We start from the raw sequence: 24,759 nt of genomic DNA on the forward strand, positions 1-24,759 counted from the left end.
TCACCTCTTCTCGAGAACCCCGACGCTCTTCGAGGCTACTAGGTACATGGCGCAAACCCCGGCTAAGCCCACCGCGGCTATGAATAGAGCTGCCCAAGCGATGAAGGCGGGGTTCTGCGCTAGAGGCACAGGCGTGGCCAGCTCCTCCGGCGTCAGCAGCCCGTAGACGGTCCAAGGCTTCCGGCCCACCTCCCTCACAGCCCAGCCGAGCGCGGACGGCGTCACCGTCCCCGCTACAGCTAAAGCTGAGAGGATGAGGATGCGGCGCCTCTCACCGCCCAGGAGCGAGGTGACCTTCACCGCGAGGGGTGAGAGCAGGGGGATCCTGACGAACGAGAGGAGGAGCGCAGCCACAGCTAAGCCGCCGACCACCGCTGCCGCCACTTTCGCGTAGTAAGCGTAGTGGACTAGCTCGAGGAGGCGCTCCGCCCTCCTGAGGTCGGCTACGCACAAGTCTCTCAGCTTCACTTCTTCGAGCTTCTGCACGCTGGCCGAGTCCAGCGCCGCCAGGTAGGGGTACAGGTCGAGCTTTCTCGCCAGCTCGCCCAGCGTCAACCCTCCCAGCTTCTCGCAGGACTCGTAGAAAGCGTCAAAGCCCTGGATCGGCTTGGAGGGGTCTCCGTACGCGATGAGCGCCACTACAGGGTTGTGGTAGGTCTCCCTCGCGCCCTCCATCATGGCGAACTTCGTCGGGTTGAACTTCACCACCGCCTCGCCCATGAAGTGGGCGAACACCGGTGCCTGAAGGACGAAGAGCACCGCCAGCATCAGCACGAGGGGCTTCAAGACGCTCAAGTACTCCGGCGCCCCCGTCCTGTAGTACCTGTACGCCCAAGCCGCCACGACGAGAGACAGGGCGATCAAAACCCCTGCGAGAATGTTGTGAAGCGCGGAGATCGCAGCGTAAGGGTTGTAGAGGGCGGCTAGCGGGTCCTCGAGTACCACGCCCAGCTTCTCCGAGAGCCCCGGCCTCTCCAGGAGCACGGAGACCGGCACGCCCTCAGCCAGCGCGGAAACCTTCAAGGCGACGAGCTTAGCCTCGTCGACAGCGTCCGGCCCGAACTCCGGCATGAAGGGGTAGAGAGCCTGAGCGAGAGCACCCGTACCCCAGGGAGCCTGCATCCAGCTGTTCACGGCAGTGATCAGGAAAGCCGAGAAGAACGCGAAAACCGTGTAAAGCGCAATAACAGCGATGCTGACCAGGGCCTTAACCCTCCCGAGAGTCACGTAGAAGAGGACTAGCAGCGCGATCTCTAGAGTGAAAGCGATCAGCTCGAGCGCTAGCGGGGCGAGCGCCGCGGTAGCTATAGCCAGGTTCACGCCGGGCCAAACCTGCACGAGCCCGAACTCCACCAGAGTGCCTGTGATCGCCCCTAAAGCGAAGTTCAGCACAAGCACTCGAGTCATCAGCTTAGCAGCCCTCATGTAGACCCCGCCCCCCTCCCGCCGGCTCATCCACAGCATGGCGGCAATCGCGAAAGGCAAGCCCAGCGTGAGAGAGACGAAGAACGCGTGGAAGTAGATCCCTAGAGCGCTCAGGTGGAGCAGAGGGGCAACGCTCGACATACGCTTTCAAAAGCCAACCCATCAAACTTAAACTTTTTCCATAGCATTAGATATTCGAACCACAGAGCAGCCCGCAACGCTTTAACCGTTAGAAGCGCTTAGCGCTCGATGGCCTCGGCAGGCAGAAAGCCGCTCCTCGCCAACGGGAGCGTAGTGCAAGACTACGAGCCGCTCTACCGCTACTGGGAAGCCGCCAGGAGGAGAGGACTCGAGGAAGTCACCATCGGAGCGGAAGAGCTGGAGCACATAGAGAGGAGAGTCCGCGAAGGAGGCAGAATACCCCTCCTCCAGCTACGGCAAGAGCTCGCCGCCCAGCTACTCCGTAAAGTCGACGAGAACGCAGCGGAAGAAGCCTACAAGTCCCTAGGAGTCGAGATCCCGCGGACCGCAGCCAGGCAGCGGATCGCCGAGATCCTAGCCGGCTGGGCGCTCGAAGCAGCGAAAACCCTGGGAATCATCGAGTTCAAAGGCTGGCTCTCGAGCAAGAACTAAATCCTGAAGCCGCCAACCTCTCTACCTATCAGGCGAGGGCCACGCGCCAGTTGCGCTGCACCGAGTGTCTCCGGGCTGCTGGCGTCGAGGCTTTAAAAGCCGAGAGGGCTCTCCGGCCGGCTTCGAGGAGAGAGCTGTTGCCTGGTGAGGGCTGGCGCGCTCCAAGGATCCTACTTCAAAACCGCTCTCTTCAGCTCGGCTACGTCTCGATGAAGCTCCGTGAGCGTTTTCAGCATCTCAAGCATGGTGCTCTGCATACCTGCCAGAGTCTTTTGCAGATCGCCTATAACTACGTATACACCGTCGATCCTCTTGCTCATTTCATCTATCCTCTTGTTTGTCTCAGAGATCCTGGCGCTGAGCTCGGCTGCCATGGCGTCGACTCTTTTATTCGTCTCGTCTATTCTCTTGTTTGTCTCGGATATCCTGGCGCCCAGCTCCGCTATCGCAGCGTCTATTCTCTTGTTTGTTTCATCTATCCTCTTGTTTGTCTCAGAGATCCTGGCGCTGAGCTCGGCTGCCATGGCATCTATTCTCTTGTTTGTCTCGGATATCCTGGTGCCGAGCTCCGCCGCCACGGTGTCTATTCTCTTGTTCGCCTCGTCGATCCTCTTGCCGAGCTCGGCTGCCACAGCGTCTATTCTCTTGTTTGTCTCGGATATCCTGGCGCTGAGCTCGGCTGCCATGGCGTCAACTCTTTTATTCGTCTCGTCGATCCTCTTGTTCGTCTCGTCTATTCTCTTGTTGAGCTCCGCCGCCACGGCATCGATCCTCTTGTTTGTCTCAGAGATTCTGGCGCCGAGCTCCGCCGCCACCGTGTCAATCTTCTCGCTCAGCCTGTCGACTCTCAAGTGGATGTTCGCGACCGCGCGGTCAACAGACTCCCTCAGCTTTCCCAGCTCGCTCTGAGTATCCCTCACCGTCGCAATCATCAAGACGACCAGGTCCTCAACCTTCAGCCGCTCACCCTTCTCCAGCTTCCTCCAAACAGCTTCAACCGCCTTGTCGACCGCCACGGAGAGCAGCTGCTCAGCCACGAGAAAGCGGCGCAGGCCCAGTAGATACGCTTTTCGCCCCGCCCGGCAGCCGGGGCCGAGCCCCAGGAGTCGAGCGCCCAGCGGAGCCCGCAGCCCAGCTGGAGGCCGCGAGGGTAGAGCCCGCCGGGCGGGGAACGCCCCGCGCAGGCAGGAGCCAGCTGAAACCCAGCCGAGGCCCGGCGGTTAACGTTTTAGGGTGTTGCCGCGAGTATACCTGGTGCCCGCCTCGGTCTACACCTTCACGGTCGAGCTCGTGCCGCTCGAGCGGTTCATCGTCACAGCTTGGAGCGGCAGCTTCGCCGTCCGAGTGCTCTACGACGTGCTGAAGAGGAGGGGCATCGAGTTCGGGAAGAAGGAGAGGAAGCCTTTCACCGCCGAGCCCCTCCTGGTGGATGGAGAGTACCTACTCTCAGGCTTCTACGTGAACCTGAAGGGAGAGCCCCACCCCCAGCTCGGGTGGAGAACGGTGGAGGCTGGGCAGCGGCTCACGTTCCGCTACCACTTCCTTGACGAAGCTCTCTCGAGGACCTTCCTGGAGGCGCTCGCCAGCGAGCCCATGCTCGACGAGCCAGCCACCCGGCTCGAGCTCGTCGAGATCTCCTTCGAGCAGGTGGAGATCCCGAAGCCCAGCCCCCCTCCATCCAGAGTCGTGGTGGAGAGGCTGGTGTTCACCGCGCCCACCTGCGTCCAGTTCTACGGCTACGACGTCCTCTACCCCTCACCAGTCAGGATCATGCTCAGCGCGCTGAAGAAGTACGCAGCCCTCTCGGGCGTGGACACGAAGACCGCGGCGGAGCGCGTACACAAATCCGTCGAGATCGCCGGGACGCCGCGCGTCAAGCGAGTCTACGTCGACATCGGCGAGGGGAGGATCGTGCCGGCCTTCATGGGCGAGGCAACCCTAGTGATGAGGGGAAGCGAGGATCTACCACTACTCCTCGCAGCCCTCAAGCTTGCGGAGCGGCTCGGCGTGGGAGTATCCACCTCGATCGGCTTCGGCAGGTTCAAGGTAGCCGGGCCCCCAGCCGCCCCCCAGCCCGCCGAGCCCCGCGGCACCTAGGCCCTCGCCCGGCCGCGGAGACCCCGCCCGAGCGGCTCCAGCCAGCCTACAGGAGCAGCAGGACAGGTGTCCGTCACCGCTCCGGAGCCTGGCGTGGGAGGGGGGTGCGGCGCTCGAGCTCCTCGAGCTCTTCCGGGTAGCGACCCTGAAGGCTTCGGTTAACACTTCGAGTGGAAGCCGGGGTAGAAATGTATATATACGGGAAATGCATTTCTTTTTAGAAGTATGTTTCCAGACAGCATCTGGGAGAAAGTGCGTGCGCTGGCGGCGGGAGACCTGATAGCGGAGCTCAGGGGGTGGAGGGCGGAGCTTGTGGGGCCGAGGCATTCCTTCATGCCGACGGCCTCGGAGCTCAGCTCCCCGTGCCCCACCAAGAGGGACGTCTACCTTTCGAGAGTTCTGAGGGCGAAGCCTCCCGACGATCGCGCCATGAAGGCAGGCGCCCAGCTCCACTCAGCCTTCCTGGAACCCTTCCGTGTCGCGTTGAGGAGAGGGCGCGTTGTCGAGTCGCTCGCCCACGCTAAGGCGAAGCTGCTGCGGGGCTTGAGCAGTGAGCTGAGAGCCAGGGCTGCCGAGTGCTTCGACCTCGGCGCGTCGCTGGCCTCAGCCTGGCTGTACAGTGGGAGGCGCCTTCCCCTCGCAGTTGAGCCGGAGCTGCCCGGCAGCCCGATAGGGCTCTCGGGCGTGGTGAAGCCGGACCTGGTCGTAGGGGTGATACCTCTGGACTTCGTGCTCGGGGATGGGGAGAGGAAGGACGTCGGGGTGGCGGCCTACGCGATGGCTCTCGAGGCTAGCACCTTCACGCCCGTGAACTTCGGCATCGTGGTGAGCTTCCAGTGGAGCGGGTCGGTCTCCTGGCGCGTGGTGATAGTGGACGACGAGCTTAGGCGCAGAGCGCTAGAGCTGAGGGACGACCTCGCGGGCATCGTGGAGCGGGGGGAGGATCCCGGGAGGGCGGAGCGCTGCCCCCAGCTTTGCGCGTGGAGGGGTGTCTGCTTTGAGGGCCTTGTTCGTGTCTAAGCCGTGCAGGGTGTACGCTAGGAAGGGGGTCGTGGAGGTCAGAACAGCGGACGGCGAGAGGGTTGAAGTGAGCCCTGCGCTCTACGACTCTCTAGTGCTCGCGACTCGCGCAGCGCAGGTGACGAGCGCCGCCCTCTCGCTGATGGCGCAGCAGGGTGTGGACCTGGTCGTGCTGGGGCACAGAGGGGACCCGGTGGCCAGACTCTACCCGTGCGTGATCAACAAGACTGTAGCGACCCGCGTAGCGCAGTACAGAGCCATGCTCGACGGGAGAGGGCTCGAAGCGGTGAAGAGCATAGTCGAAGCAAAAGTGAGGAACCAGGCAGCGGTGCTGAGGTACGCGGCGAAGTCCAGGAGGGAGGAGTGGCCCGCGCTGGAAGCCGAGAGGATCGCGGTGATCGCCGACGAGGTGAGGGCCTGCAAGCCGGACGCGGCAAAGCTCATGGAGCTGGAGGCGAAGGCCGCGAGGATCTACTGGCAAGCTGTCGCGAAGCTTCTACCCCCAGAGCTGGGGTTCGAGGGGAGGGACCCTATGGCGAGCGACCCGTTCAACCTCGCGCTGAACTACGGCTACGCCATCCTCTACCACAGGTGCGAGCGGGCCCTCCTCCTCGTCGGCCTCGACCCCTACGGCGGCTTCATGCACGTGCCGAGGAGCGGCAGCCAGTCGCTGGTCTACGACTTCGCGGAGCAGTTCCGGCCCGTTGCGGTGGACAAGCCCCTCATCTTCGCGGGCGCGAGGCTCGAGGTCGTGAACGGAGTGCTCTCGCGTGAGTCGCGGAGGGCGGTGGCTCAGGCGGTGCTCGCAGCGCTGTCCAAGCCCCACGGGGACGGGTCCTCGAAGGCTGAGCTCGACGCGATCATCCTGCGCAAGGCGGCGCAGCTCGCCTCCTTCCTGAGGGGCTCGGAGCCGGTCTACCCCGCCTACAGGGTGAGGTGGTAGCTTGAGGCTAGTTGTCATCTACGATATCTCCGACGACTCCGCCAGGGAGCGCGTGGCCAGGAAGCTGAAGCTGCTCGGCCTCACGAGAGTGCAAAGGAGCGCGTTCGTCGGCGTCGGCGGAGTTGCGAGAGCGAAGGACGCTGCCAGGGCGGTGCAGCCCCTCATCGAGCCCGCGACCGACTCGGTGATCGTGCTCGCCGTGCCTAGCATCAGCCTGAAGAGAGCGCTGGTCCTGGGGACCCCGATGGCGCCGCTGGAGGCGGTGAGGCCCTACGCAGCCCTGTAGCGAGCCACTCCCGGTGAGGCTCCTCAAGGAGTACGCGTACTGCCCGCGCTACGCCTACCTGCAGCTCTCCGTCCAGAGAAGCTACGTGACCGAGTCCATGAGAGCGGCGCTAGCGCTGGGAGACCCCCTCGCTGGGCTGGAGGCGCAGGGGTGGAGGGTCGCTACGAACGTCCGGGTAGCGAGCCGGAGGCTCTGCCTGTGGGGCTACGCGGACGCCCTGCTGGTCAACGGGAAGCTTGTGCGGGTAGTAGAGGTGAAAGCCCTCACCCCCGTCTCGAGGAAGGCGCTCAGAGGCAGGCTCCGCCACTTCCTCGCCCAGGCCGTAGCCTACGGGATGTGCGCCGAAGAGACTCTCCACCTAACCCTCGACGGGGTCGTGGTCCTGGGCCGCGAGGGCGCTGTGCTCGAGAAGGTAACCCCCGCGCTGAGGCGGTACGTCGAGTCCCTCGCCTCCGGGCTCAGGGCGGTCGTGGAGCAGGGGAGGGCGCCCGCACCCCTGCGTGGGCCGAAGTGCGGGTACTGCGCTTACGCCGAGCTCTGCTCCGCTCTCGGCCGGGGCTGAAGCCCCACACCCTCGCCGCCGTGCCTCGTCCTCCTCTCGCGCACCTCGACGAGGACAGGGTACCGCACGGCCACGCCCGAGACGAGAGCCACGCCGGTCGGGAGGTGGGGGAGGACTCTCGCGTAGCTTCCGAGAACGGGCTTGAGGGCAGCGATGTCCGTCGGGCTGTCCATGCGGAGCGCGATCTTGGTCCCGCACTGGCTCAGCACGTCCCTGTCCAGTCCCACGGCGCGCTGGCTCGCGACGACTAGGCTCGCGGCGAACTTCCTCCCCTCGCGCGCCACCGTCCTCAGCGCAGTCTTCGCGAAGCTCTCCTCCTCGATGGGCAGGAACCGGTGCGCCTCGTCCACCACCAGGACGAGCGGCGGGGCCTCGCCAGCCTTCCTCGCCTCGAAGAGCGTCCACACGATCGCTCCTACGAGAGCCCTCGTCACGTGGGATGGTAGGCCCAGCCCCACGTCGACGACCGTGCACTCACCCTCCGAGATGTAGAGCGGCACGTCACCACCCGAGAAAACCCCGTACGTCTTCAGCATCCTGAGCCTCCGCTCCAGCGCGATCACCGTCTCGCGCCTGAACCGGTACGCGGCGGCAACCCTCCTCACCGCCTCGAGGATGTCGTCGATCCCCGGCCCCTCCGCCTCCTGCCAGGCGAGGTAGAGGAGGTCCCTCTGAACCTCCGTCATCTCGGCAGCCTCAGCCACCGCCTCCGGCGAGACCAGCCCGGCCTCCACAGCGAGCCTATCAGCCCTCACCACCCTCGTCGGGTAGCGCTCCCCGAGCGTCGAGTACTCCCCGTGAGGGTCTACCACCACCACCGACACGCCGAGCTCCAGCGCCTCCTCCGCGATCACCCCGCACGCGTACGACTTCCCCGAGCCCGTCGCGCCCAGCACGGCAACGTGGTGCCTCAGCAGCTTCGAAGGGTCCAGCACGACCTCCACGCCGCTCCTCCACACGCGCCCCAGCCTCACGCCCTCCTCGGCGAACCCCAGCAGCTTCGAGAGGGCGGGCCCCGAAGCCTTGAACACCGGCGACCCTGGAGCCGGAGGTCTCAGGGGCGGGAGCACACCCCCCTCGCCCACCACGCCGGCGGCCTCGGCGCGAGCGATGTGCGTCTCGGACAGCTCGAGAGCCGCCGCGCTGGGGAGCTTCAAGCCGAAAGCGCCGTGCTCCCTCAAGATCCCCGGCTCCGAGAGGAGAGGGTTCTCAGCGCTGACCCGCGCCACCCTGGCGAGCAGCGCCCCCTCCTCCACGGGAACCTCGACGTAGTCGCCCACCGAGACCGACCCGGGCTCGAGGAGCTCGAACTCGAAGCCCGCGTGCGTCGGGGCGACCCTGGAGATCACGTGCCCAACCTTCAACTCCCCCCACCCCCGGCAGCCCGCTTCAGAGCGAGGGTGAAGTTCAGCTTCACCCACCTCAAGTGCCTCCGCGCCTCAACCTCAGCCTCCGCGACCCCCGTCGGGCTGCCCCCTACCTGCATGTTGGGGGCCAGCGAGGCGATCAGCGCGCGCTGCGCGCCCACAGGGTCTTCCCGCGCCACGTACTCCACCTTCAAGAGCCTGCTGCCCACCTTCCAGTAGAACTCAAACCAGTTCTCCACCCTGCGCCCCCTCTCCTCCCTCAGCTCCATCGGCGCCGTGTACTCCCAGGGCTCCAGGAGGTAGGTGAGGAGGACAGCGTCGCTCACCCGCTGCAGGCGCAGGCCCAGCTCCCGCCCGACAGCCTCGCAGAACCGGTAGTCCCTCGGCTCCGCCGTTATCGAGGCGAGCGGGACGCCCAGCTCCGCCGCCCTCTCCTGAGCCCTCCGGAAGAGCTCCTCCACCTCCCCCTGGAGCATCTTCAGCAGCTCGCTGCCTGGCAGGAGGAAGCCGTGGGGGAGCAGCGTCCCCTTGCTCACCACGAGCTCCACCCCAGACTCGAGAGCGTCCAGCACGTTCCTGAGCCTCAAGCGGGCCAGCAGGAGCCTCGCCGCGATCCTCCTGCCGGCCACCAGCAGCTCCGGGTACTCCAGCGCCAGCTCCGCCAGCCCCTCGTCGAAGGGCTCACCCCCCTTGAAGTCCCTGGCGTCGGGGCGCCTCCGCAGCTCAAGCGAGGAAACCCTCCCCCACTCGTCCAGGCGGGTGATAGCCGCCGCGCTGCACACGAAAACCACGGTCACCGGCATCAGCTTCATGAACACGTAGCTCTCCACCTGGGCCGCCCCAGCCTCCCCCGCGAGCCTCTCCACCCGCCTCCCCGAAACCTCCCTCGAGCTCGCCACCAGCCTGTCGCCCGCGAAGCCCTCCGGCGGGCTCAGCTCCAGCAGCCTCCTCCTCAACCCCTCCCTGTCGGCCAGCCCCTCAACAGCCCTCACCAGCCTGTAAGCCCTCTCCACCATGAAGTCCAGGACCTCAGCCCTCCAGAGAACCCTCGAAGCAACCCCCTCCACCGTCAACCCCTCCCCGAACACCTCCGCGCCGAGCAACCCCTCCCTCGCGGCGCCAGTCAGCACGTACCGCCCACCCCCCACGTACTCCAGAGCCCCCACCTCCCGCAAGTCCACCAGGTAGTTCCGAGCCATCCTCTCCCCCACCCCCATCCGGGCCGCCAGCTCGGAAGCCGTCACGTAGCCCCGGCTCCCCGCCAGCTCCACGCAAGCCCTGAGAGCCTCGTCCAGCCTGGAGATGTGGGCCAGAGACCCGCTGGGCATTTCCACCAAGGAAACCAGTTTCCACACCCCCATTTAAGCCACCCGAAGTGATAACCCCGAAAGTGAAAGCCCAGCCACCCAAGCGCGCAGCCCACCCTTCGGCAGCTCAGCAGCCGAACCCGGGGGCCCACCGCCCCCTAGCCCGACCACCGCGGAGCACCCTGCGAGAGCGCGGCGCCGCCCCCCGCGGAAACCCCCCGGGCCCGCACCCCCTCGCGGAGGAAGCAAGCAGCCCGGAGAGCAGCTCACCGCTCGGAGAGCGCGCCGCTCAAGTAGACGGCGGCGGCCAGCGCAGACACCACAACCGCGGCGAGGAAAACGTTAGCGATGAGCGCGTCAACACCACCCCTCGCGCGCAGAGGCTCCAAGCTCCGCGAAACATGAGCGCAAAACAAGCCAGCAAGCGCGTAGAAGAAGAGGAACCAGCCCCTCCCACCCCTCCCCCGCGCCATCCCCCCTCCAAGACTCCCAACCACGAGCAGGTTAAAAAGCCGAGCGCAGCGGAAAAGCCCACCCAACCCTCCCGCCAGCCAGGCCCCACCCCCGGAAAGCAAACACCACTTCCCGCAAGGATCCACCCCACCCACAGCGCCAACCCGAAACCCCCACCCGTCAATCCACGCCGGGCTCGTCGATCCTGGGCGCTACTTCTATCGCTAGCGCGACGTGGTAGTCAGTCCGCTCGTCGAGGAGCCAGCGCAGCTGGAGGGCTACGTTCTTGAGGCTCTCGAGGCACCCTTTAGCAGAGGGGTAGTCGATCCTGGGCTTGAGCCTCCGCTGCTTCTCAAGCTCCTCCAGCTTATCCAGCATCGCCTCTACCTCCTCGAGCGTCAGCTTCTCAGCCCACTCGATGAAGCACCGCATCTCGTCCTCCAGGTAGTCGCGAAGAGACACACCATAGTAGAAGGTGTAGAAGCGGAGGGGCTTCTTGTACAGCAGCGTAGTTATGCTGGTGCAGATGTCTCTTATCTCCCGCAGAATTATCTCCTTCTCGTCCCGCGGCTTATCGTTGCTGAACAAGGCGTACGCCAAGTAGGGGAAGCCTGCTTCAGCGAGGATGAAGTAAGCAACCCTACCGTCAGGGAAGCTAGCCTCCTCGGGGAGCGGCAGCTCCAAACCCTTCTTCTCAAGCATCTTGATACTATGAAGGGTAGTCGCGACATCCAGTATAACCCTCCTGAAGATCCCCCGCTCCAGCTCAACCATCGTGCAGAGAGGCTGGGGTGGGGTAAAAAGCTTCTAGGTCAGACGCGGAGGCTGGAAAGGCGGGCTCCGGAGGGGGCCGAGGAGAGCGGGCGCGGCTCGAGCAGACCAGTGAACAAGCGCCGCACCCCGCCTCCTGGGTTAGCGCCCCCGCCTCTACGCTTGTGACCCCATCCCGATGGCGTCCGAGCCTCCCAGCGTTCGCGTTAGACAGCTCCAAGCGAACGAAAGGCGCGCGAGTCCACACTCGCTTCACCCTCAGCCGCCGTCACCGTGCAAGGCTCCAAAACCCCCGCTCTAAAGCCCCCCGGCTCCCGTCCCCAGCTGCCAGCCTGGCGAGGAAGCCCCTGCAGAGCCGTCGAGAAACCTGGGGGTGGCCGAGCGCTACGAGAACCCAGGACGAAGTCCAGAAAGCCGCGATCACCGGCCACCGGGTGAAGTGGGAGAAGCTTCCCCAGCAGGTAGCGCGGCAGAAGAGAGGAGAACTCCGCGGAAACCCGCAGAGATCCGGCTCAGAGGCGTAGTGACCCCTTAGCGGGGGCCGCCACCTCCCTGGACGCTGCACACGTCCGCAGCACCCGCCCAGCTCCCAACCCACCTAGGAAGCACGTCCGCGAGCGCGAACCCGGCGCAGAGAGCTCTCCGAAAGCCCCGAGCGAGAAGAAGGAGAGCCACGCTGCCATCCCCGCGCACGTCTCCCAGAGCCAGCTCTCGAGGTAGAAGTACGCTGAGCCAGCTGGCCCAGCACGCTCAAGCTTGCCGCCCACAGGATCCACCCCCAACCCCCCGGGTCCTCTAGAGCCCTCACCCCGAGAACACTCCTAGCCCCTTCAAAGCAGGCGACCAGCGTAGCAGCGGACCCGACCCCAACCCCCACCACAGCCGCGCACACGCCCGCCTCAACCACCCCGCCGCCCCGAGCTCCAAGCGAACCTTGCACGGTGCAGGCCACGCACCCACCTCCTCGGCAACCCCCCGTCCAGCACCGTGTAGCCCACCCCCACATCCACGAGCACGCCCCTCAAAGAGACAGACCCCTCACAGCGACATCAACGTAAGCATGCCACGTCTTCGCGCCCGACCCCCCGGACCTCCTCTCTATTATCCCTCCTTTCTATTATCTCTTGATTGATTCTTCTAGCCGGAAAATTAAATCTGTGTAGGTACCAAGTTCTTTTTCTTTCTATTATCTCTTGATTGATTCGTACAAGCTGCGCCGCTGGTACACCCACCTGCCGAAAACCAGGCTTTCTATTATCTCTTGATTGATTCGCTGCAGGCTGCCGCCGGGGTAGTCGCGCCAGTACTTCTCGCTGAACTTTCTATTATCTCTTGATTGATTCGGCTACCTGTGGCGCCGCTACGTCGAGTCGCTGCCCCCGCTTTCTATTATCTCTTGATTGATTCTCGGCGTACGGCTGCCCCGGCACCACCACCCGCACCACGCCCGAGCTTTCTATTATCTCTTGATTGATTCTAGGCGTTGAGGAGCGTGTAGAACTTCTTCCGCAGCGTTCGCTTTCTATTATCTCTTGATTGATTCAAAATGTTAATCAATGAGCGCGGCTGCGGCACCCCCCACCCCCCTTTCTATTATCTCTTGATTGATTCTCAGCTTTCTCAGCGCCTCTCTGACCGCATCGCTGCGGTTTAGGCTTTCTATTATCTCTTGATTGATTCGGCGCAGCTTGCCCCCCGTTTAGGTGGGGTGGAGTGGAGACTTTCTATTATCTCTTGATTGATTCCACTGCGGACGGCGACTGGGTCAACCTCTTCCTCAAGGTCGGGGACTTTCTATTATCTCTTGATTGATTCGACAAGGCTATCCCACTCCCTCACATAGCTAGGCTTCAAGTACTCGCTTTCTATTATCTCTTGATTGATTCAAGGAGGGGGTTAGGGAGAAGTGCCGCGAGCTCCTTGACTTTCTATTATCTCTTGATTGATTCATAGAAAGCACGAGAGCCTGCTGCGCGTTGTAGATTTCGAGGTTGTACGCTTTCTATTATCTCTTGATTGATTCTCGACAGGATTGTCAGGAGCGCCTGGGTCGCGGGTGCAAAACTTTCTATTATCTCTTGATTGATTCAGAAGTTGTTCAGAACTGGGGTAGCTACCAGCAGCTCATCAAACTTTCTATTATCTCTTGATTGATTCAGCCCCAGGCTCCAACCCCTCCAGCCTCTGCAGCAGCAGCTTTCTATTATCTCTTGATTGATTCCTGAGAGAGTTTATGTTTTAATGCTGCAAATTGTTAGAAACTTTCTATTATCTCTTGATTGATTCTAATCTCTTCGTCCTCGTGGCCGCCCTCGGTGCGGAGCTTTCTATTATCTCTTGATTGATTCCAGTTATGGTTGTTATGTAACCATACCAGGTGAAATACTTTCTATTATCTCTTGATTGATTCTAGTCTTAACGAGGAGGTTGAAAGAGGAGGCGGAGGAGGCAGCCTTTCTATTATCTCTTGATTGATTCTTCAGCGTGGTTTCACCCACCTTGACCGTTCCTCCTGAAAGGCGTGAGCTTTCTATTATCTCTTGATTGATTCAGAAACCTGACTGTCAGCAAGGTGCTCGATTACTTCGCCACTTTCTATTATCTCTTGATTGATTCTCGTTATTTCTATTACCTATTAACCCGCTTCACCGAGCCCGATCTTTCTATTATCTCTTGATTGATTCCGTGACGCACGGCTACGTGTGGCGGGGCCGCGTACAGAACAGGGAACTTTCTATTATCTCTTGATTGATTCGCGGCGGTGGCTTTTTCTCACCTTCCGGAAAGACGAGCGTATCTTTCTATTATCTCTTGATTGATTCGGAAGCCGCTCTCGATGTACGGGTGGAGCGAGATAACGATCGCGGCTTTCTATTATCTCTTGATTGATTCCAGCAACACCACAGCTGTGGGTCAGCCTGTTGGCCAAGGTCAAACCTTTCTATTATCTCTTGATTGATTCCCAGAAGTCGAAGTGAACGGCAGCACTTGGGTTCTGAAACTTTCTATTATCTCTTGATTGATTCAGCCACCACCCCGTCAAAATGCACCACACCATTCTTTACACTTTCTATTATCTCTTGATTGATTCGTCCAGCTCCACCGTGGCGAAGGCGAGCGGGATGCCCACCGCGGTCTTTCTATTATCTCTTGATTGATTCAACAGGGAGCGGATCCGACGCGTGGCCGGCGAGGATCCCTTCACGCTTTCTATTATCTCTTGATTGATTCTTGTGCTGGTGGGCGCGCCGCGCAGCGAGGAGGAGTTCTGCACTTTCTATTATCTCTTGATTGATTCTTCTACAGCCACAGGTTCATGGCTGAGGGGTGGTTCGGCTTCTTTCTATTATCTCTTGATTGATTCCCGGCGATCTGCTCGAAAACCTTCCTTAACTCGTCGCTGGTCTTTCTATTATCTCTTGATTGATTCCGCTGGCGCTGGTGGCGATATACTGGCTGATACCCGACTTTCTATTATCTCTTGATTGATTCCCTCCGCCAGCGCCTCCAGGGTGGGCCCCAGCTCGGCGATCCTGAGGCTTTCTATTATCTCTTGATTGATTCCTTCCCGTGCTCCACCGTGTAGGTGCCCGGCGCAGGGTCGACGGTCTTTCTATTATCTCTTGATTGATTCCGCTCGGCGCGGACGTCGATGTGGGGTTGACGGCGTACGCGTGACTTTCTATTATCTCTTGATTGATTCTCTTCGCCTCCAACAGGGTCCTGCCGCGAGATGATGGGCTTTTCTTTCTATTATCTCTTGATTGATTCTCCTGGAGGAGCTGGGGCTTGATGTGAGCCTGAAGAGCCCTTTCTATTATCTCTTGATTGATTCCTGGCTCAGCCCCACCAGCTAGCCCCCGCTCCCCAAGTCACTTTCTATTATCTCTTGATTGATTCAAGCACTTCCTGCCGTCCAAGTGGTAGACCGCGTCATAGTAGCTTTCTATTATCTCTTGATTGATTCGGCTGGGCAGCAGGCTGCTGTGGCTGCTGAGCCTCCCGCGGACTTTCTATTATCTCTTGATTGATTCAAGAGACACGAAGTAGCGGTAGCAGAGGGGGCACCTGGTGTAGTACTTTCTATTATCTCTTGATTGATTCATCGAGAAGCTCATCGCGGCGGGCGCGCTCACCGGCGCGGCTGCGGCTTTCTATTATCTCTTGATTGATTCAAGGCGTGGGCAAGAACGGTGGAGGACAAGGCGAGGGTTACTTTCTATTATCTCTTGATTGATTCCGCCTGAAGAAGGTAGTGCAGGCCTGGAGGGCGCACAAAGCGTCTTTCTATTATCTCTTGATTGATTCCCCGTGTCGGCGCGGGCGGGTGGCGCTTCAAAGCGGAAATCTTTCTATTATCTCTTGATTGATTCCTCAACGATGGGGCATTCTGGAGCGGGTACGCTATGAAGCTTTCTATTATCTCTTGATTGATTCCGCTGGAGAGGATGAGCGCCGACGCCGCGTCGATAGCGAAGCTTTCTATTATCTCTTGATTGATTCAAGTGGATGGGGGTTGAGAAGCGTTTCGTGGATAGGCTTTGGCTTTCTATTATCTCTTGATTGATTCCGGGGACGATGGCTTTGCGGGTCGGGTCGATCGTGAGGGCTTTCTATTATCTCTTGATTGATTCAGGGAGCAAGGGGGGTGGATCGAGCCATGAGCGAGATAGAAGTCTTTCTATTATCTCTTGATTGATTCTTTCTTACAGCGGCAGGTGTCCGCGTCGCGCTGACCAACTTTCTATTATCTCTTGATTGATTCCATTCAACATGCAGCCGCGTCAATCCAAATCCGTGTGAACGCTCTTCTTTCTATTATCTCTTGATTGATTCCTGATCGCGTAGCGATCCTGAAGGAAGATGATGTTCAGCCAGGTGGCCTTTCTATTATCTCTTGATTGATTCCAGAGACCCTGAAGTTGTCAGGCGCGGCCTGCTGACAGCTGAGCTGCAGCTTTCTATTATCTCTTGATTGATTCCTCCCCCAGTTTAAATTTAAAATAGCCGAGAGAATAAAACTTTCTATTATCTCTTGATTGATTCGCCGAGCCAGAGCGCCGCGCTGGGCAGCTGCGGCTGCCTGTACTTTCTATTATCTCTTGATTGATTCTAAAGAGAACTAGAGGAAAAGCAGGAGAGAGAACACTGGGAGACTTTCTATTATCTCTTGATTGATTCCGCGGAAAAGACGTGTGCGCAAAAACACTGGAGCCGGAAGGCTTAACTTTCTATTATCTCTTGATTGATTCACGCTTTTCGTCGTTACTGTTCTCGTCGCTTACTAACAAACTTTCTATTATCTCTTGATTGATTCGGTTGGCTTTCTCCGAGGAGGACCACAAGCGCTTTCTATGGCTTTCTATTATCTCTTGATTGATTCCGCACCACCTTTCGCTCGTGGCGAGGTACTGCAGGTTGGGTTTCTTTCTATTATCTCTTGATTGATTCAGAGGGGGTGTTGGCCAGCGACGGGTTGACAGCGTACACGAAGCTTTCTATTATCTCTTGATTGATTCCATCAGGATCCAGCCGATTGGGCTGCGGAACGCGTAGGCATTGAGCTTTCTATTATCTCTTGATTGATTCGGATATCCAGCGCACCCCTTCCCTTTCTTCGCTCGGGAGCTTTCTATTATCTCTTGATTGATTCAAAGTGCTGGGTGTTCAGCGCCTGGGGGACCTCGTCGGGAGGCTTTCTATTATCTCTTGATTGATTCTCGGGTACTCTGGCGGCGTAGCTGCGGCGGATCGCGACGCTTTCTATTATCTCTTGATTGATTCATCTCCCTGATCTCGAGCACCGTGACCTTGATGTAGCTGCTTTCTATTATCTCTTGATTGATTCTAGAGTGAAAGAGAACATAAGGGGGTGGGGGGTAAAAAGAATAACTTTCTATTATCTCTTGATTGATTCGGCGTCATCCTCACCTTGGTTGTTGCACTTGTAGAATCATTCCAGCTTTCTATTATCTCTTGATTGATTCGTAGTGAAAGGGGGGTGGTCTGCAGCCCCGGAGCCGAGCGGCTCGCGGCTTTCTATTATCTCTTGATTGATTCTCGACGTCGCCCTCCGCGCACTGCTCTTCGAACCACCTCTCCTTTCTATTATCTCTTGATTGATTCTGGGAGAGAGTGAGCAACGAAAAAGTAGTTAAAGCAGTAAAACTACCTTTCTATTATCTCTTGATTGATTCGATCTCGGCGCTGAACTGCTCCTTCGTTATCCTGCCGTTTTTGCTTTCTATTATCTCTTGATTGATTCTTCTGACCCCGCGCCTGGTGAAGGGCGATGGTCGAGGCTTTCTATTATCTCTTGATTGATTCACGCCAGCGGTAGGCCGCGGGTAGTAGTACCTCTCGTCCCGCCCTTGGCACTTTCTATTATCTCTTGATTGATTCCGACGGCCAAGCTGTAGTAGCCGGGCGCGGTCTCGCTGGGCAGCCTTTCTATTATCTCTTGATTGATTCCTCAGTGGCTCTTCGGTGTGGGAGGCAGCGAGGGCTCCGCGCTGCTTTCTATTATCTCTTGATTGATTCGGGGGTGCGCGAAAGTGTTCTTGTGCTGAGCGCGCGCTCGCGGAGCTTTCTATTATCTCTTGATTGATTCGCGCGAGAAGCTGGCAACGAGGCTGCGGACGCTGGAGGCGCAGCGGCTTTCTATTATCTCTTGATTGATTCCGCGGGTGCGCCACTCTTCCTCATTGGCCGCCTGCACGCCCTTCAGCCACTTTCTATTATCTCTTGATTGATTCCGAGTGGTCGCTGGCGTGGCGGCTTATATACCTTTTCACGTTTTCTCTGGGCTATTTTCAGGCTTGTGTGAACAGGGGTTAGGTTTAAAGGGGGTGGTGGGAGGGTGTTCTGGGCTTGCCTCCTAGTGTTTTGGAGTGTGCGCAGGGTTTTTTCCCGGCTTATAAGCCTGCCTCTCGGCTTGTGTTCCGCGGGAGAGGGTTTCCGCTAGGAGGGCTGCGAGGGGGGTTGCTTTGTACTTGGAGGGCTTGCTGTGCTTCTGCTCGAGGAGGTGGAGGGCGGCGAGGGTGCGCAGGTGCCTTGAGAGGGTGGTGGCGTCTCGGCGGAGCTCTTCGGCGAGCTGCGCGGTGGTTTTCTCGCGGTTGAGGGAGAGGAGGATGGCGGCTTTCTCGGGGGAGAGGAGCTTCGCGAGCCTTGGGAGCTGGAGGAGGGGTTGGGGGATGCTGAGCAGGGTGGTGGAGTCCTCGGTTTCCAGCTCGACCTCGACCCGGCTGGTTGCTGAGAGGAGCTGTGCCGCGGCGAACGCTGCGAGGCAGATGCTCCTCATCCCGCCGCTGAGGTTGAAGACCGCTTTCTCGCCCTCCTTCAGCTTCTCGGAGACTGCTCTGTAGATGGCGAGCACGAGGCTTTCGAAGCCTTCCTCCGGGTTCAGCTCGACTCTCTCGACGGCTACCTCGCCCCCGTAGTACCTGCTGACGAACTCGGAGAGGAAGCTTGCCGCCCGCTTGGCGGGGGCTGCTTGGGGCCCGGTGACGAGGAGGATTCTGTCCCCTTTGTCGAGACCGTGCCTCGTGATCATGCGCACCGCGAACTTCTCCTCGAAGCCGAGCGTGACGACGAAGAGCGTCATTGCGTTTGCAGTGCAAGTTGCATTGATAAGTGTTTGCTTAGCGCTGGAAACGCTTATTAGGCGGTTCTGCGGCGCACGCTTGTGACCGGCCTGCTTCCTCCTGGGGTGAGGCGGTCGCTCGCCGAGTCTCTTGGCATTGGAGAGGGGGAGGCTGAGAGGGTTGTGCTCGAGGCTGTGAGCGACGTCGCCGACATGATTAGGAGGTTTGTGTGGGCTGAGCGCTACACCTTCGCCGACAGGCTCGCCTACGCTGCGAGCAGGGAGGTCGTCTCGGTGACGCTGTACGAGGCGCTGAGGGAGTCGGAGAGCGCGTTCAGGGCGGGCCGGACGCTCGACGAGAACGTTAAGCCCTACACCGCGAAGAGGGAGAGCGTGGACCTCCTGCTGAGGCTGATCGACCTCGACCCGGTCACCGGCTTGGAGGTGGTGAGGAGGGTGGCGATCCTGGCCATGGCGAGGGTTGAGGCGAAGAGGGAGGGTGGGGCCGGCTAGGGGGTGGGTGGCATGTTCCTGAGCGTTGGTGTCCGGGCGGTCGTCAACGTGGAGGCTCTCAACATGGTGGAGAGCGTCGGCAACGTGACGAGGCACAGGAAGGCGACGGTGGTCTTCAGACGGGGTGGCGAGTACGTGGTCAGGATCGTGCCCGTCGTCAGCGGGGAGAGCATCGCCCACGCTTACCAGTGGTGGGTCGCCGAGCTGGCGAAGCAGAGGTACGGGGCCAGCGCCCCGCTCTGCGAGTACTGCGAGAAGGGTGAGTTCCTGAAGCACTGCGACGTCAACCTGTTCGGCTCGAAGCCCTGGGAGCAGTCGCTGAAGGCGGCCGTTTCGAAGGCTTACGACCCCCACGAGGTCGAGAAGGCTATTGTGGCGAACTGCGTCGTCGAGGACGTGGGCGGCTTCCTGTTCCCCGGCGCGCGCCCCGTGAAGAGGACGTCGAGGTTCCAGGTGAGCTACATGGTCCCCACGCTCGACAGCCTGGAGAGGGGGGCGGTCTCGATCGAGCCCCAGTTCCACGTGCGCCACAGCCCGACGAGGGTGGCGAGGGAGGGTCAGGAGGCGGCTGGCCAGGCGATCTACTACGTTGAGACGGGCTCGGCGGTCTACGCGCTGACCTTCAACATCGACCTGGGGGGTGTCGGGAAGACGAGCATGCTGAAGGTGGAGGACGCTGTGGACTCCGGGGAGGCGAAGCGCAGGGCCGCTTTGGCGGTCGACGCGCTCGCGGCGATGCTGGACACGAGGATCTTCGGAGCGAAGCTGAGCAGGTTCACCCCCGTCACCGAGTACGAGACGGTGATCGCCGCGGTGAGCGGGAGGCCCCCGTTCGTCGTGTCCGCGCCCGCGTCGCCTGGCTTCGCTGTAGACGTCGTGCGGAGGAGAGCCAGCTACGAGCGCTTCTTCGGCGGCGGAGTGAAGCTGTTCGGCCTCGGGGAGGCCCTGCCGGAGGGCATCGAGAGGGCTGAGAACGTGCTCGACCTCTTCGAGAGGGTGAAGCGCGGGCTAGGGCTGGCGTAGCGGCGAGTGAGAAGCATGCTGGTAGCCGTCAAGGTGGCTGTCGAGTTCCACTGGGGTTACTCCGTCAAGCGCCCCTTTTTCTCCGCTTCCCAGCCCGCGCTCGCCGTACCGCCGCCCACAGCGCTCGTCGGCGCTCTAGCGAGGGCTGCTGCCAGCCTCGAGGGCTGGCCGGAGGCGGTCGAGGAGGGGCAGGGCGCTAAGCCTGCGCGGGGCTCTGCGAGCCGGCTCTACAGTGGGGCTGCCCGAGTCCTCGACAAGGTTCTCTGGGCTTCCCTCGCGCTCACCGACGAGAGGTTCGTGAGCCCGCTGATCGGCATTGTCGAGACGAGGGACATCATCAGGGCCTTGATCGCGCCCTACCAGCGCAGGGACAACATCTACCCCGGCTCGGCGCTGCTCTTCGGCGTGCAGCCCCACGGGAGGGTTTACGCTCCATCGATGAGGGCGAGCATCCTCTACCTGGCGAAGGGCAGCGAGGTGGCCAGGTGGGCTTACGCGCTCCAGAGCGTCGGGAGCAAGGAGTCCATCGTCTCGGTTGTCGATGTGGAGGTGGGGGAGGCTAGGGTGAGGGAGGGTGGTGGGAGCGTGGAGACCCGCTACTACTTCCCGGCGAGGCTCGGGAGCGTGGAGGGCGGAGCCCGCCCCGCCAGGGAGGTCTTGAGCCTCCCGACGAGGGAGCACTTCCTCCTCGGTGCTGTCCACGGCGTCGGGGAGTGGGAGGAGTTCCTCGTCCCGCTGGGCTGGGCGAGCGTGAAGCCCTCCGGCGAGGCTGCGCTCGTCGAGGACCCGTCCGGCGAGGTGGTCCTGGTGCCGAGGGGGGTCGTGCGTGCGTAGCCAGGCCTGGGTGCTGCGCTGGCCCGCTCTGCCGGTGCTGACGGACTTCGTGAACACTCTGGTGGCGAAGGCTGTGGCGCAGGCGGCGGGCGCGGTCGAGGGGGTGACGTTCCTGCAGACCCCCTGGTTCGCGGAGGCCCGCGTGGAGGTCGTGGACGAGGACCTGTTCAGGGGCAGCCTAGTCCACGTGGTCGAGAGCGGTGGAGCGCAGCTGTCACAGCTGAAGGCTATGATCGTGACGGTGGGCATAGCCGGCGACACGCAGCAGCTCGGTAAGGTTGCCGGGGAGCTGGGCTTCCCGCTGGCTGAGGGGAAGACGTACGACCAGGTTGCGGGGCTCGTCAAGAGCTTCGCGGTGCAGTACGGGAAGGGCCGGGTCGGTGTCAGCAGCGACTGGGAGGTGGCCGTCAAGGACAAGGTGGAGATCAAGCTGAGGTCAGCTGGGGGGAAGGGCTACCCGCTGCCCTCGCTCGTGCGGAGCGTGAGCCTCTACGAGGGGGGCAGGTTCTCCGGCCTCAGGGACGAGAGGGCCTCGGGCTCGCTGAGCAAGGGCACTTTCGAGGCCAGGTGCGACGCGGCGTGGTGGATCCTCTCTCTGGCTGCCGCCGGAGCTTCGCTGGCCACTGTCGAGCGCGCGCAGGAGGAGAGCAGGTACGTGTTCGTCAGCTTCGAGCCTGTCTACGGGCTCCGCTACGAGAGCATGGCCTACTACCGCGAATTCTCCGATGCTGTTGAGGAGTTCGTCGGGAGGGTCGGCTTGTTCGTCGAGGACGAGGAGCTCTTCAGGCTGTCCCTGCTCTTCCACGTGTACAGCACTCTGTCGAGCCCGCTGATACCGGCACGCTTCGGCATCAAGCTGAGGAGCATCAGGGCTGTGGGCAGGAGGTTCACCGAAGCCTACGTGACGAGCATCTCCGCGGGGGAGGTCGAGGTGCTGCACCGCGCCCTCCAGAGCTACGTGGGCGGGCTTGCGCGCGCGGCAGCGAGGGCCTGCTCGGAGCTCGGCCGCTTCGTGATGACGACCCAGCGGGGCGCCCCAGCTATCGCGAGGGAGCTGAACCTCGAGGCCTTTGCCTCCAAGCTCAAGATCCTGATGAGGGCGCTCTCGGAGCCCGGCTACTCCCCGCCGAGCGAGCCGCTCTACGACATGCTCAGGACGATGAGGGTCAGCGAGTGGAGGGCCCGCTTCATCGGGCTCCTGTCCAGCAGGATCCAGGAGCGTAGAGGCGTCTCGAAGGAGGACGCGGTCAGGGAGGCGAGGGAGATCTACGACGGGGTTTCAGAGCTGGTAGCGACTGTGGCGAAGACCTTGAGGTGATTTGAGGATGAACGCCGCGGGGGCGGGGCCGCTGAGCGGTGCCCCCGGCTGCCTTCGCCCGCTGCGGCTGTCTAGCGGAGGTGCCCGAGGCTGCCTTCCGCCGGCTTCGGCTGGGAGTCTGCCGGCAGCTTGAGAGTGGTTGCGGTGAACGCGAGGAGAGGGGTTGGTGAAGCTCTCCTGGAGGCTAGGGGCGGCTCCGTCCAGATCCTTATAGCCCCGACCGGGTACGGGAAGACGAGCTCGGTCCACCACGCCTGGAGCGCGGTGTCGGAGCGCTGGGGCAGGGTGGTCCACGTGCTTCCTCTGCGAGCTATCGTCTCCGACGCTGCCAGCAAGGCTGTGGAGCGCGGCGTGCCGCTCGAGGAGGTCTCGTACCAGGCGGCGATCGACGAGGTTCTGACCGGGGAGGGGGAGCGGGTCCGGAAGTCCTCCTACATGTTCTCGCGGTATGTGGTGACGACCTACGACAGCTTCTCCTTCTCGCTCTACGCCGCCCCGGTGGCCGAGCTGAGCAGGGTGTACGCGCACAGGGATGTGGGGCTGCTGGCCGCGGCGGGCGGCGGCGTGCTCTTCGACGAGGCCCACTTGGTCATGGCCACGGACGAGGCCGACGCCTCGAGGGAGGAGTGCAAGGTCTTCACGGTGCTCTGCCACGAGATCGAGGTTCTCTCCCGCCACCTCCAGCGCCCCGTTGTCCTCGCGACGGCGACTCTCCCCGCCCCGGTGGTTGGGGGGTTCTTGGAGGCCTTGAGGGGCTTGGAGGCCAGGATCCACCTGTGCCTCGGGGAGAGGGGCCTGGAGTACTACAGGGGCTACGGCCTCCCGGTCGAGGAGCACGGCCTCGACCCCGATTTCGGGAAGCACTACGAGGAGTACAGGAGGCGCGTGAGGACGAGGGTGTCGAGGGGCAGCCTGGAGGACGACGCCCTCAAAGCTCTCGAGGAGTACCCAAGGGTTGCGGTCTTCTGCAACACGGTAGCGAGGGCTGTGGAGGTCTACAGGAGGCTGAGAGACCGGGCCGACGCCGAGGTGATCCTCATCCACGGCCGCTTCACCGGGGTTGACAAGAGCGGGAAGATCGACCGCGTGGAGCTGCTGCTGAAGGGCGGGGGCAGGGTTCTGGTCGTTAGCACTCAGGTTCTGGAAGCTGGGGTGGACTTCGACTTCGACGCCGTGGTGACGGAGGTCGCGGCTCCGGGGGCGCTGGTCCAGCGGGCCGGCAGGGCCTACAGGAACCTGGAGGAGCGCTGCGGCGACGGGGGGCTGGTCACCGTCAACGTCTCGGACGAGAGCCTCCGCTCGGCCGAAGCTGTCTACCCGAGTGAATCCGTCAGCGCTGCTGCCCAGTACTTGTCGAGCGCGCTGAGCGGGGAGGGCTTCTTCGACTGGCGGTTCGCGGAGAGCAAGCCCTGCTTCGTAGACCTCCTGGCCGCGGTGAAGGCCTCGCCCAGCGTGGACCACAGCCTGTACACCCCGCTCAACGACCTCCTCCGGCTCCGGCTCCTAAGCGAGAACGTGTGTAAGATCCTAAAGGAGCTCGACAGGTGGGTGGAAGGCGCCCTCGTCCGCGACAGTGCCCTCATCCCGATAGTGACCGAGCGGGGTGTTGTGACCGTCTCTCTCGACTACCTGAGGGGGAAGGGGAGGAGAGTGCTGGAGCTCGAAGATGGAGAGGCGAAAGCCGTCTTCAGCGACGGCAGCTACAGGAGGGTTGACCTCCAGCGCCTCTTCGCCAGCCCCCTCGCGACCCTCTACCGGCTGGCGGGGAGCGGCGAGGAATTCTACGGGCTGAAGGCTAGGGAGGGCGCGTACGACCCGGAGGTGGGGTTGCCGTGATGCTCGCCCGCTGCGGTGAGCCGCTGGGGGACCACCTGCTGAACGTGGCCAGCCTGGCCCGGCTCCTCTCCGAGAGGCTCAAGCTGAACCTCGAGCAGGAGGCCTACCTGGCTGGGCTGCTCCACGACGTCGGGAAGGCGGACGCGGGGGCCCAGAGGAGGATAGCTGAGGGCTGCGGGACGGGGCGCGAGCTGGGGAGCCCGGGCCACGAGGTCGTCTCGGCTGTCGTCGCCTTCGATGCCCTGAGGGGGTGCGGCCTGCAGCTGGAGGCGGCTTTCGAAGTCGTGGGAGCCATCCTGAGGCACCACCAGGCGATGAGGACCGCTGACGAGGCTCTGAGCGACTTGAGGAGGTGGTTCAGGGGCAGGGTCTCCGAGCCCGCGGAGCTCGAGGCGGCGCTGAGCAGGGGGTTGAGCACCCTCGGGCTCAGCTTCGCCGCCCCCGCGTGGCCCGCCAGCGTCGAAGACCTCGAGGAGCGCCTCGCGAGCATGCAGAGGGTTTTCGAGAAGCTGTACGGCCAGCCGGCGCGTACTCTTCGCGCCCGCCTGCTGTCAGGCCTCGTCATGGTCGCCGACACGTACGTCGCCGGCACGGTAGCGGAAGGAGAGAGGGAGAGCTTGTACAAGAGGGAGGTGAAGCGCTTCGTAGAGCTGCTCCGCCGGTAGCGGCCTCCGCTCCTCTGCTGCGCGAAGGCAACGGGCGCTGAGCTCTGGAGTGGGGAGGAGAGCCGCGACGCCTTTTCACTCTTCAACTGCGCGAGGCGCAGGTTTCTGAGGGAGATTCGTCGAC

The 24,759-nt window shown here is 61.9% G+C and carries 21 protein-coding genes and 1 CRISPR repeat array; of the genes, 12 read left to right on the forward strand and 9 right to left on the reverse strand.

Annotation, left to right across the window (positions count from 1 at the left end):
* Entirely contained in the window at positions 1–1,566 is a 1,566-nt protein-coding gene (locus QXU72_08330; GenBank protein ID MEM0495250.1) for a cytochrome ubiquinol oxidase subunit I, read from the reverse strand.
* Positions 1,567–1,674: 108 nt separating this feature from the next.
* Here QXU72_08330 and QXU72_08335 point away from each other — a divergent pair, with 108 nt between their 5' ends.
* Positions 1,675–2,058: a hypothetical protein gene (locus QXU72_08335; protein MEM0495251.1), complete on the forward strand. Its 384-nt coding sequence runs from the start codon at positions 1,675–1,677 to the stop codon at positions 2,056–2,058.
* Between the two features lie 170 nt (positions 2,059–2,228).
* Here QXU72_08335 and QXU72_08340 read toward each other — a convergent pair whose 3' ends face one another.
* Positions 2,229–3,095, reverse strand: a complete 867-nt coding sequence (locus QXU72_08340; protein MEM0495252.1) for a hypothetical protein — start codon at positions 3,093–3,095, stop codon at positions 2,229–2,231.
* 199 nt (positions 3,096–3,294) lie between these two features.
* On the opposite strand from QXU72_08340, the gene cas6 reads away from it, so the two are divergent.
* From cas6 to cas4, 5 genes are all read left to right on the forward strand, one after another.
* Complete coding sequence (gene cas6, locus QXU72_08345; protein ID MEM0495253.1) at positions 3,295–4,155, forward strand: CRISPR system precrRNA processing endoribonuclease RAMP protein Cas6; 861 nt, start codon at positions 3,295–3,297, stop codon at positions 4,153–4,155.
* A 225-nt stretch (positions 4,156–4,380) separates the two neighbouring features.
* Complete coding sequence (gene cas4a / locus QXU72_08350; GenBank protein MEM0495254.1) at positions 4,381–5,175, forward strand: type I-A CRISPR-associated protein Cas4/Csa1; 795 nt, start codon at positions 4,381–4,383, stop codon at positions 5,173–5,175.
* A complete protein-coding gene (gene cas1 / locus QXU72_08355) occupies positions 5,153–6,118 on the forward strand; it encodes a CRISPR-associated endonuclease Cas1 (protein ID MEM0495255.1) in 966 nt (321 codons plus the stop codon). The genes cas4a and cas1 overlap by 23 nt, the downstream gene beginning before the upstream one ends.
* Before the next feature lies 1 nt (position 6,119).
* Entirely contained in the window at positions 6,120–6,404 is a 285-nt protein-coding gene (gene cas2, locus QXU72_08360; GenBank protein MEM0495256.1) for a CRISPR-associated endonuclease Cas2, read from the forward strand.
* A 13-nt stretch (positions 6,405–6,417) separates the two neighbouring features.
* Entirely contained in the window at positions 6,418–6,966 is a 549-nt protein-coding gene (cas4, locus tag QXU72_08365) for a CRISPR-associated protein Cas4 (protein ID MEM0495257.1), read from the forward strand.
* Here the strand turns inward: cas4 and QXU72_08370 are convergent.
* The 7 genes from QXU72_08370 to csa3 all read right to left on the reverse strand — a co-directional run bounded on the left by QXU72_08370 (position 6,930) and on the right by csa3 (position 18,467).
* Positions 6,930–8,330: an ATP-binding protein gene (locus QXU72_08370; GenBank protein MEM0495258.1), complete on the reverse strand. Its 1,401-nt coding sequence runs from the start codon at positions 8,328–8,330 to the stop codon at positions 6,930–6,932. The two genes, cas4 and QXU72_08370, sit on opposite strands and share 37 nt — an antisense overlap.
* Positions 8,327–9,694 (reverse strand): hypothetical protein, encoded by a 1,368-nt coding sequence (locus tag QXU72_08375; GenBank protein MEM0495259.1) that lies wholly within the window; start codon positions 9,692–9,694, stop codon positions 8,327–8,329. Before QXU72_08375 ends, QXU72_08370 begins: the two co-directional genes overlap by 4 nt.
* Positions 9,695–9,906: 212 nt before the next feature.
* Positions 9,907–10,113 carry a hypothetical protein gene (locus QXU72_08380; GenBank protein ID MEM0495260.1) on the reverse strand — a complete coding sequence of 69 codons (207 nt, stop codon included), beginning with the start codon at positions 10,111–10,113 and terminating at the stop codon, positions 9,907–9,909.
* A gap of 160 nt (positions 10,114–10,273) precedes the next feature.
* Positions 10,274–10,867 (reverse strand): hypothetical protein, encoded by a 594-nt coding sequence (locus tag QXU72_08385; GenBank protein ID MEM0495261.1) that lies wholly within the window; start codon positions 10,865–10,867, stop codon positions 10,274–10,276.
* Positions 10,868–11,376: 509 nt separating this feature from the next.
* Complete coding sequence (locus QXU72_08390; protein ID MEM0495262.1) at positions 11,377–11,631, reverse strand: hypothetical protein; 255 nt, start codon at positions 11,629–11,631, stop codon at positions 11,377–11,379.
* A gap of 132 nt (positions 11,632–11,763) precedes the next feature.
* Positions 11,764–11,889, reverse strand: coding sequence for a hypothetical protein (locus QXU72_08395; protein MEM0495263.1), 126 nt, complete (start codon positions 11,887–11,889; stop codon positions 11,764–11,766).
* Positions 11,890–11,974: 85 nt separating this feature from the next.
* Positions 11,975–17,619: a CRISPR direct-repeat array (repeat unit 25 nt; unit sequence CTTTCTATTATCTCTTGATTGATTC).
* A gap of 122 nt (positions 17,620–17,741) precedes the next feature.
* Positions 17,742–18,467 (reverse strand): CRISPR-associated CARF protein Csa3, encoded by a 726-nt coding sequence (gene csa3 / locus QXU72_08400; protein MEM0495264.1) that lies wholly within the window; start codon positions 18,465–18,467, stop codon positions 17,742–17,744.
* Between the two features lie 81 nt (positions 18,468–18,548).
* On the opposite strand from csa3, the gene QXU72_08405 reads away from it, so the two are divergent.
* The 6 genes from QXU72_08405 to QXU72_08430 all read left to right on the forward strand — a co-directional run bounded on the left by QXU72_08405 (position 18,549) and on the right by QXU72_08430 (position 24,635).
* Positions 18,549–18,959, forward strand: a complete 411-nt coding sequence (locus QXU72_08405; protein MEM0495265.1) for a hypothetical protein — start codon at positions 18,549–18,551, stop codon at positions 18,957–18,959.
* A gap of 12 nt (positions 18,960–18,971) precedes the next feature.
* The gene (cas7a, locus tag QXU72_08410) at positions 18,972–19,982 is read left to right on the forward strand and encodes a type I-A CRISPR-associated protein Cas7/Csa2 (protein MEM0495266.1); all 1,011 of its coding nucleotides are present in this window, start codon (positions 18,972–18,974) and stop codon (positions 19,980–19,982) included.
* Between the two features lie 15 nt (positions 19,983–19,997).
* Positions 19,998–20,816 (forward strand): type I-A CRISPR-associated protein Cas5a, encoded by an 819-nt coding sequence (cas5a, locus tag QXU72_08415; GenBank protein ID MEM0495267.1) that lies wholly within the window; start codon positions 19,998–20,000, stop codon positions 20,814–20,816.
* A complete protein-coding gene (locus tag QXU72_08420; protein ID MEM0495268.1) occupies positions 20,809–22,134 on the forward strand; it encodes a hypothetical protein in 1,326 nt (441 codons plus the stop codon). The genes cas5a and QXU72_08420 overlap by 8 nt, the downstream gene beginning before the upstream one ends.
* A 144-nt stretch (positions 22,135–22,278) precedes the next feature.
* On the forward strand, positions 22,279–23,970 hold the full coding sequence (cas3, locus tag QXU72_08425) for a CRISPR-associated helicase Cas3' (GenBank protein MEM0495269.1): 1,692 nt from the start codon (positions 22,279–22,281) through the stop codon (positions 23,968–23,970).
* Positions 23,970–24,635, forward strand: a complete 666-nt coding sequence (locus QXU72_08430; GenBank protein ID MEM0495270.1) for a CRISPR-associated endonuclease Cas3'' — start codon at positions 23,970–23,972, stop codon at positions 24,633–24,635. The genes cas3 and QXU72_08430 overlap by 1 nt, the downstream gene beginning before the upstream one ends.
* Positions 24,636–24,759 lie beyond the last annotated feature (124 nt).

This window comes from Thermofilum sp. (assembly GCA_038741495.1).
In the GTDB taxonomy this organism is placed as follows: Archaea; Thermoproteota; Thermoprotei; order Thermofilales; family Thermofilaceae; genus Thermofilum.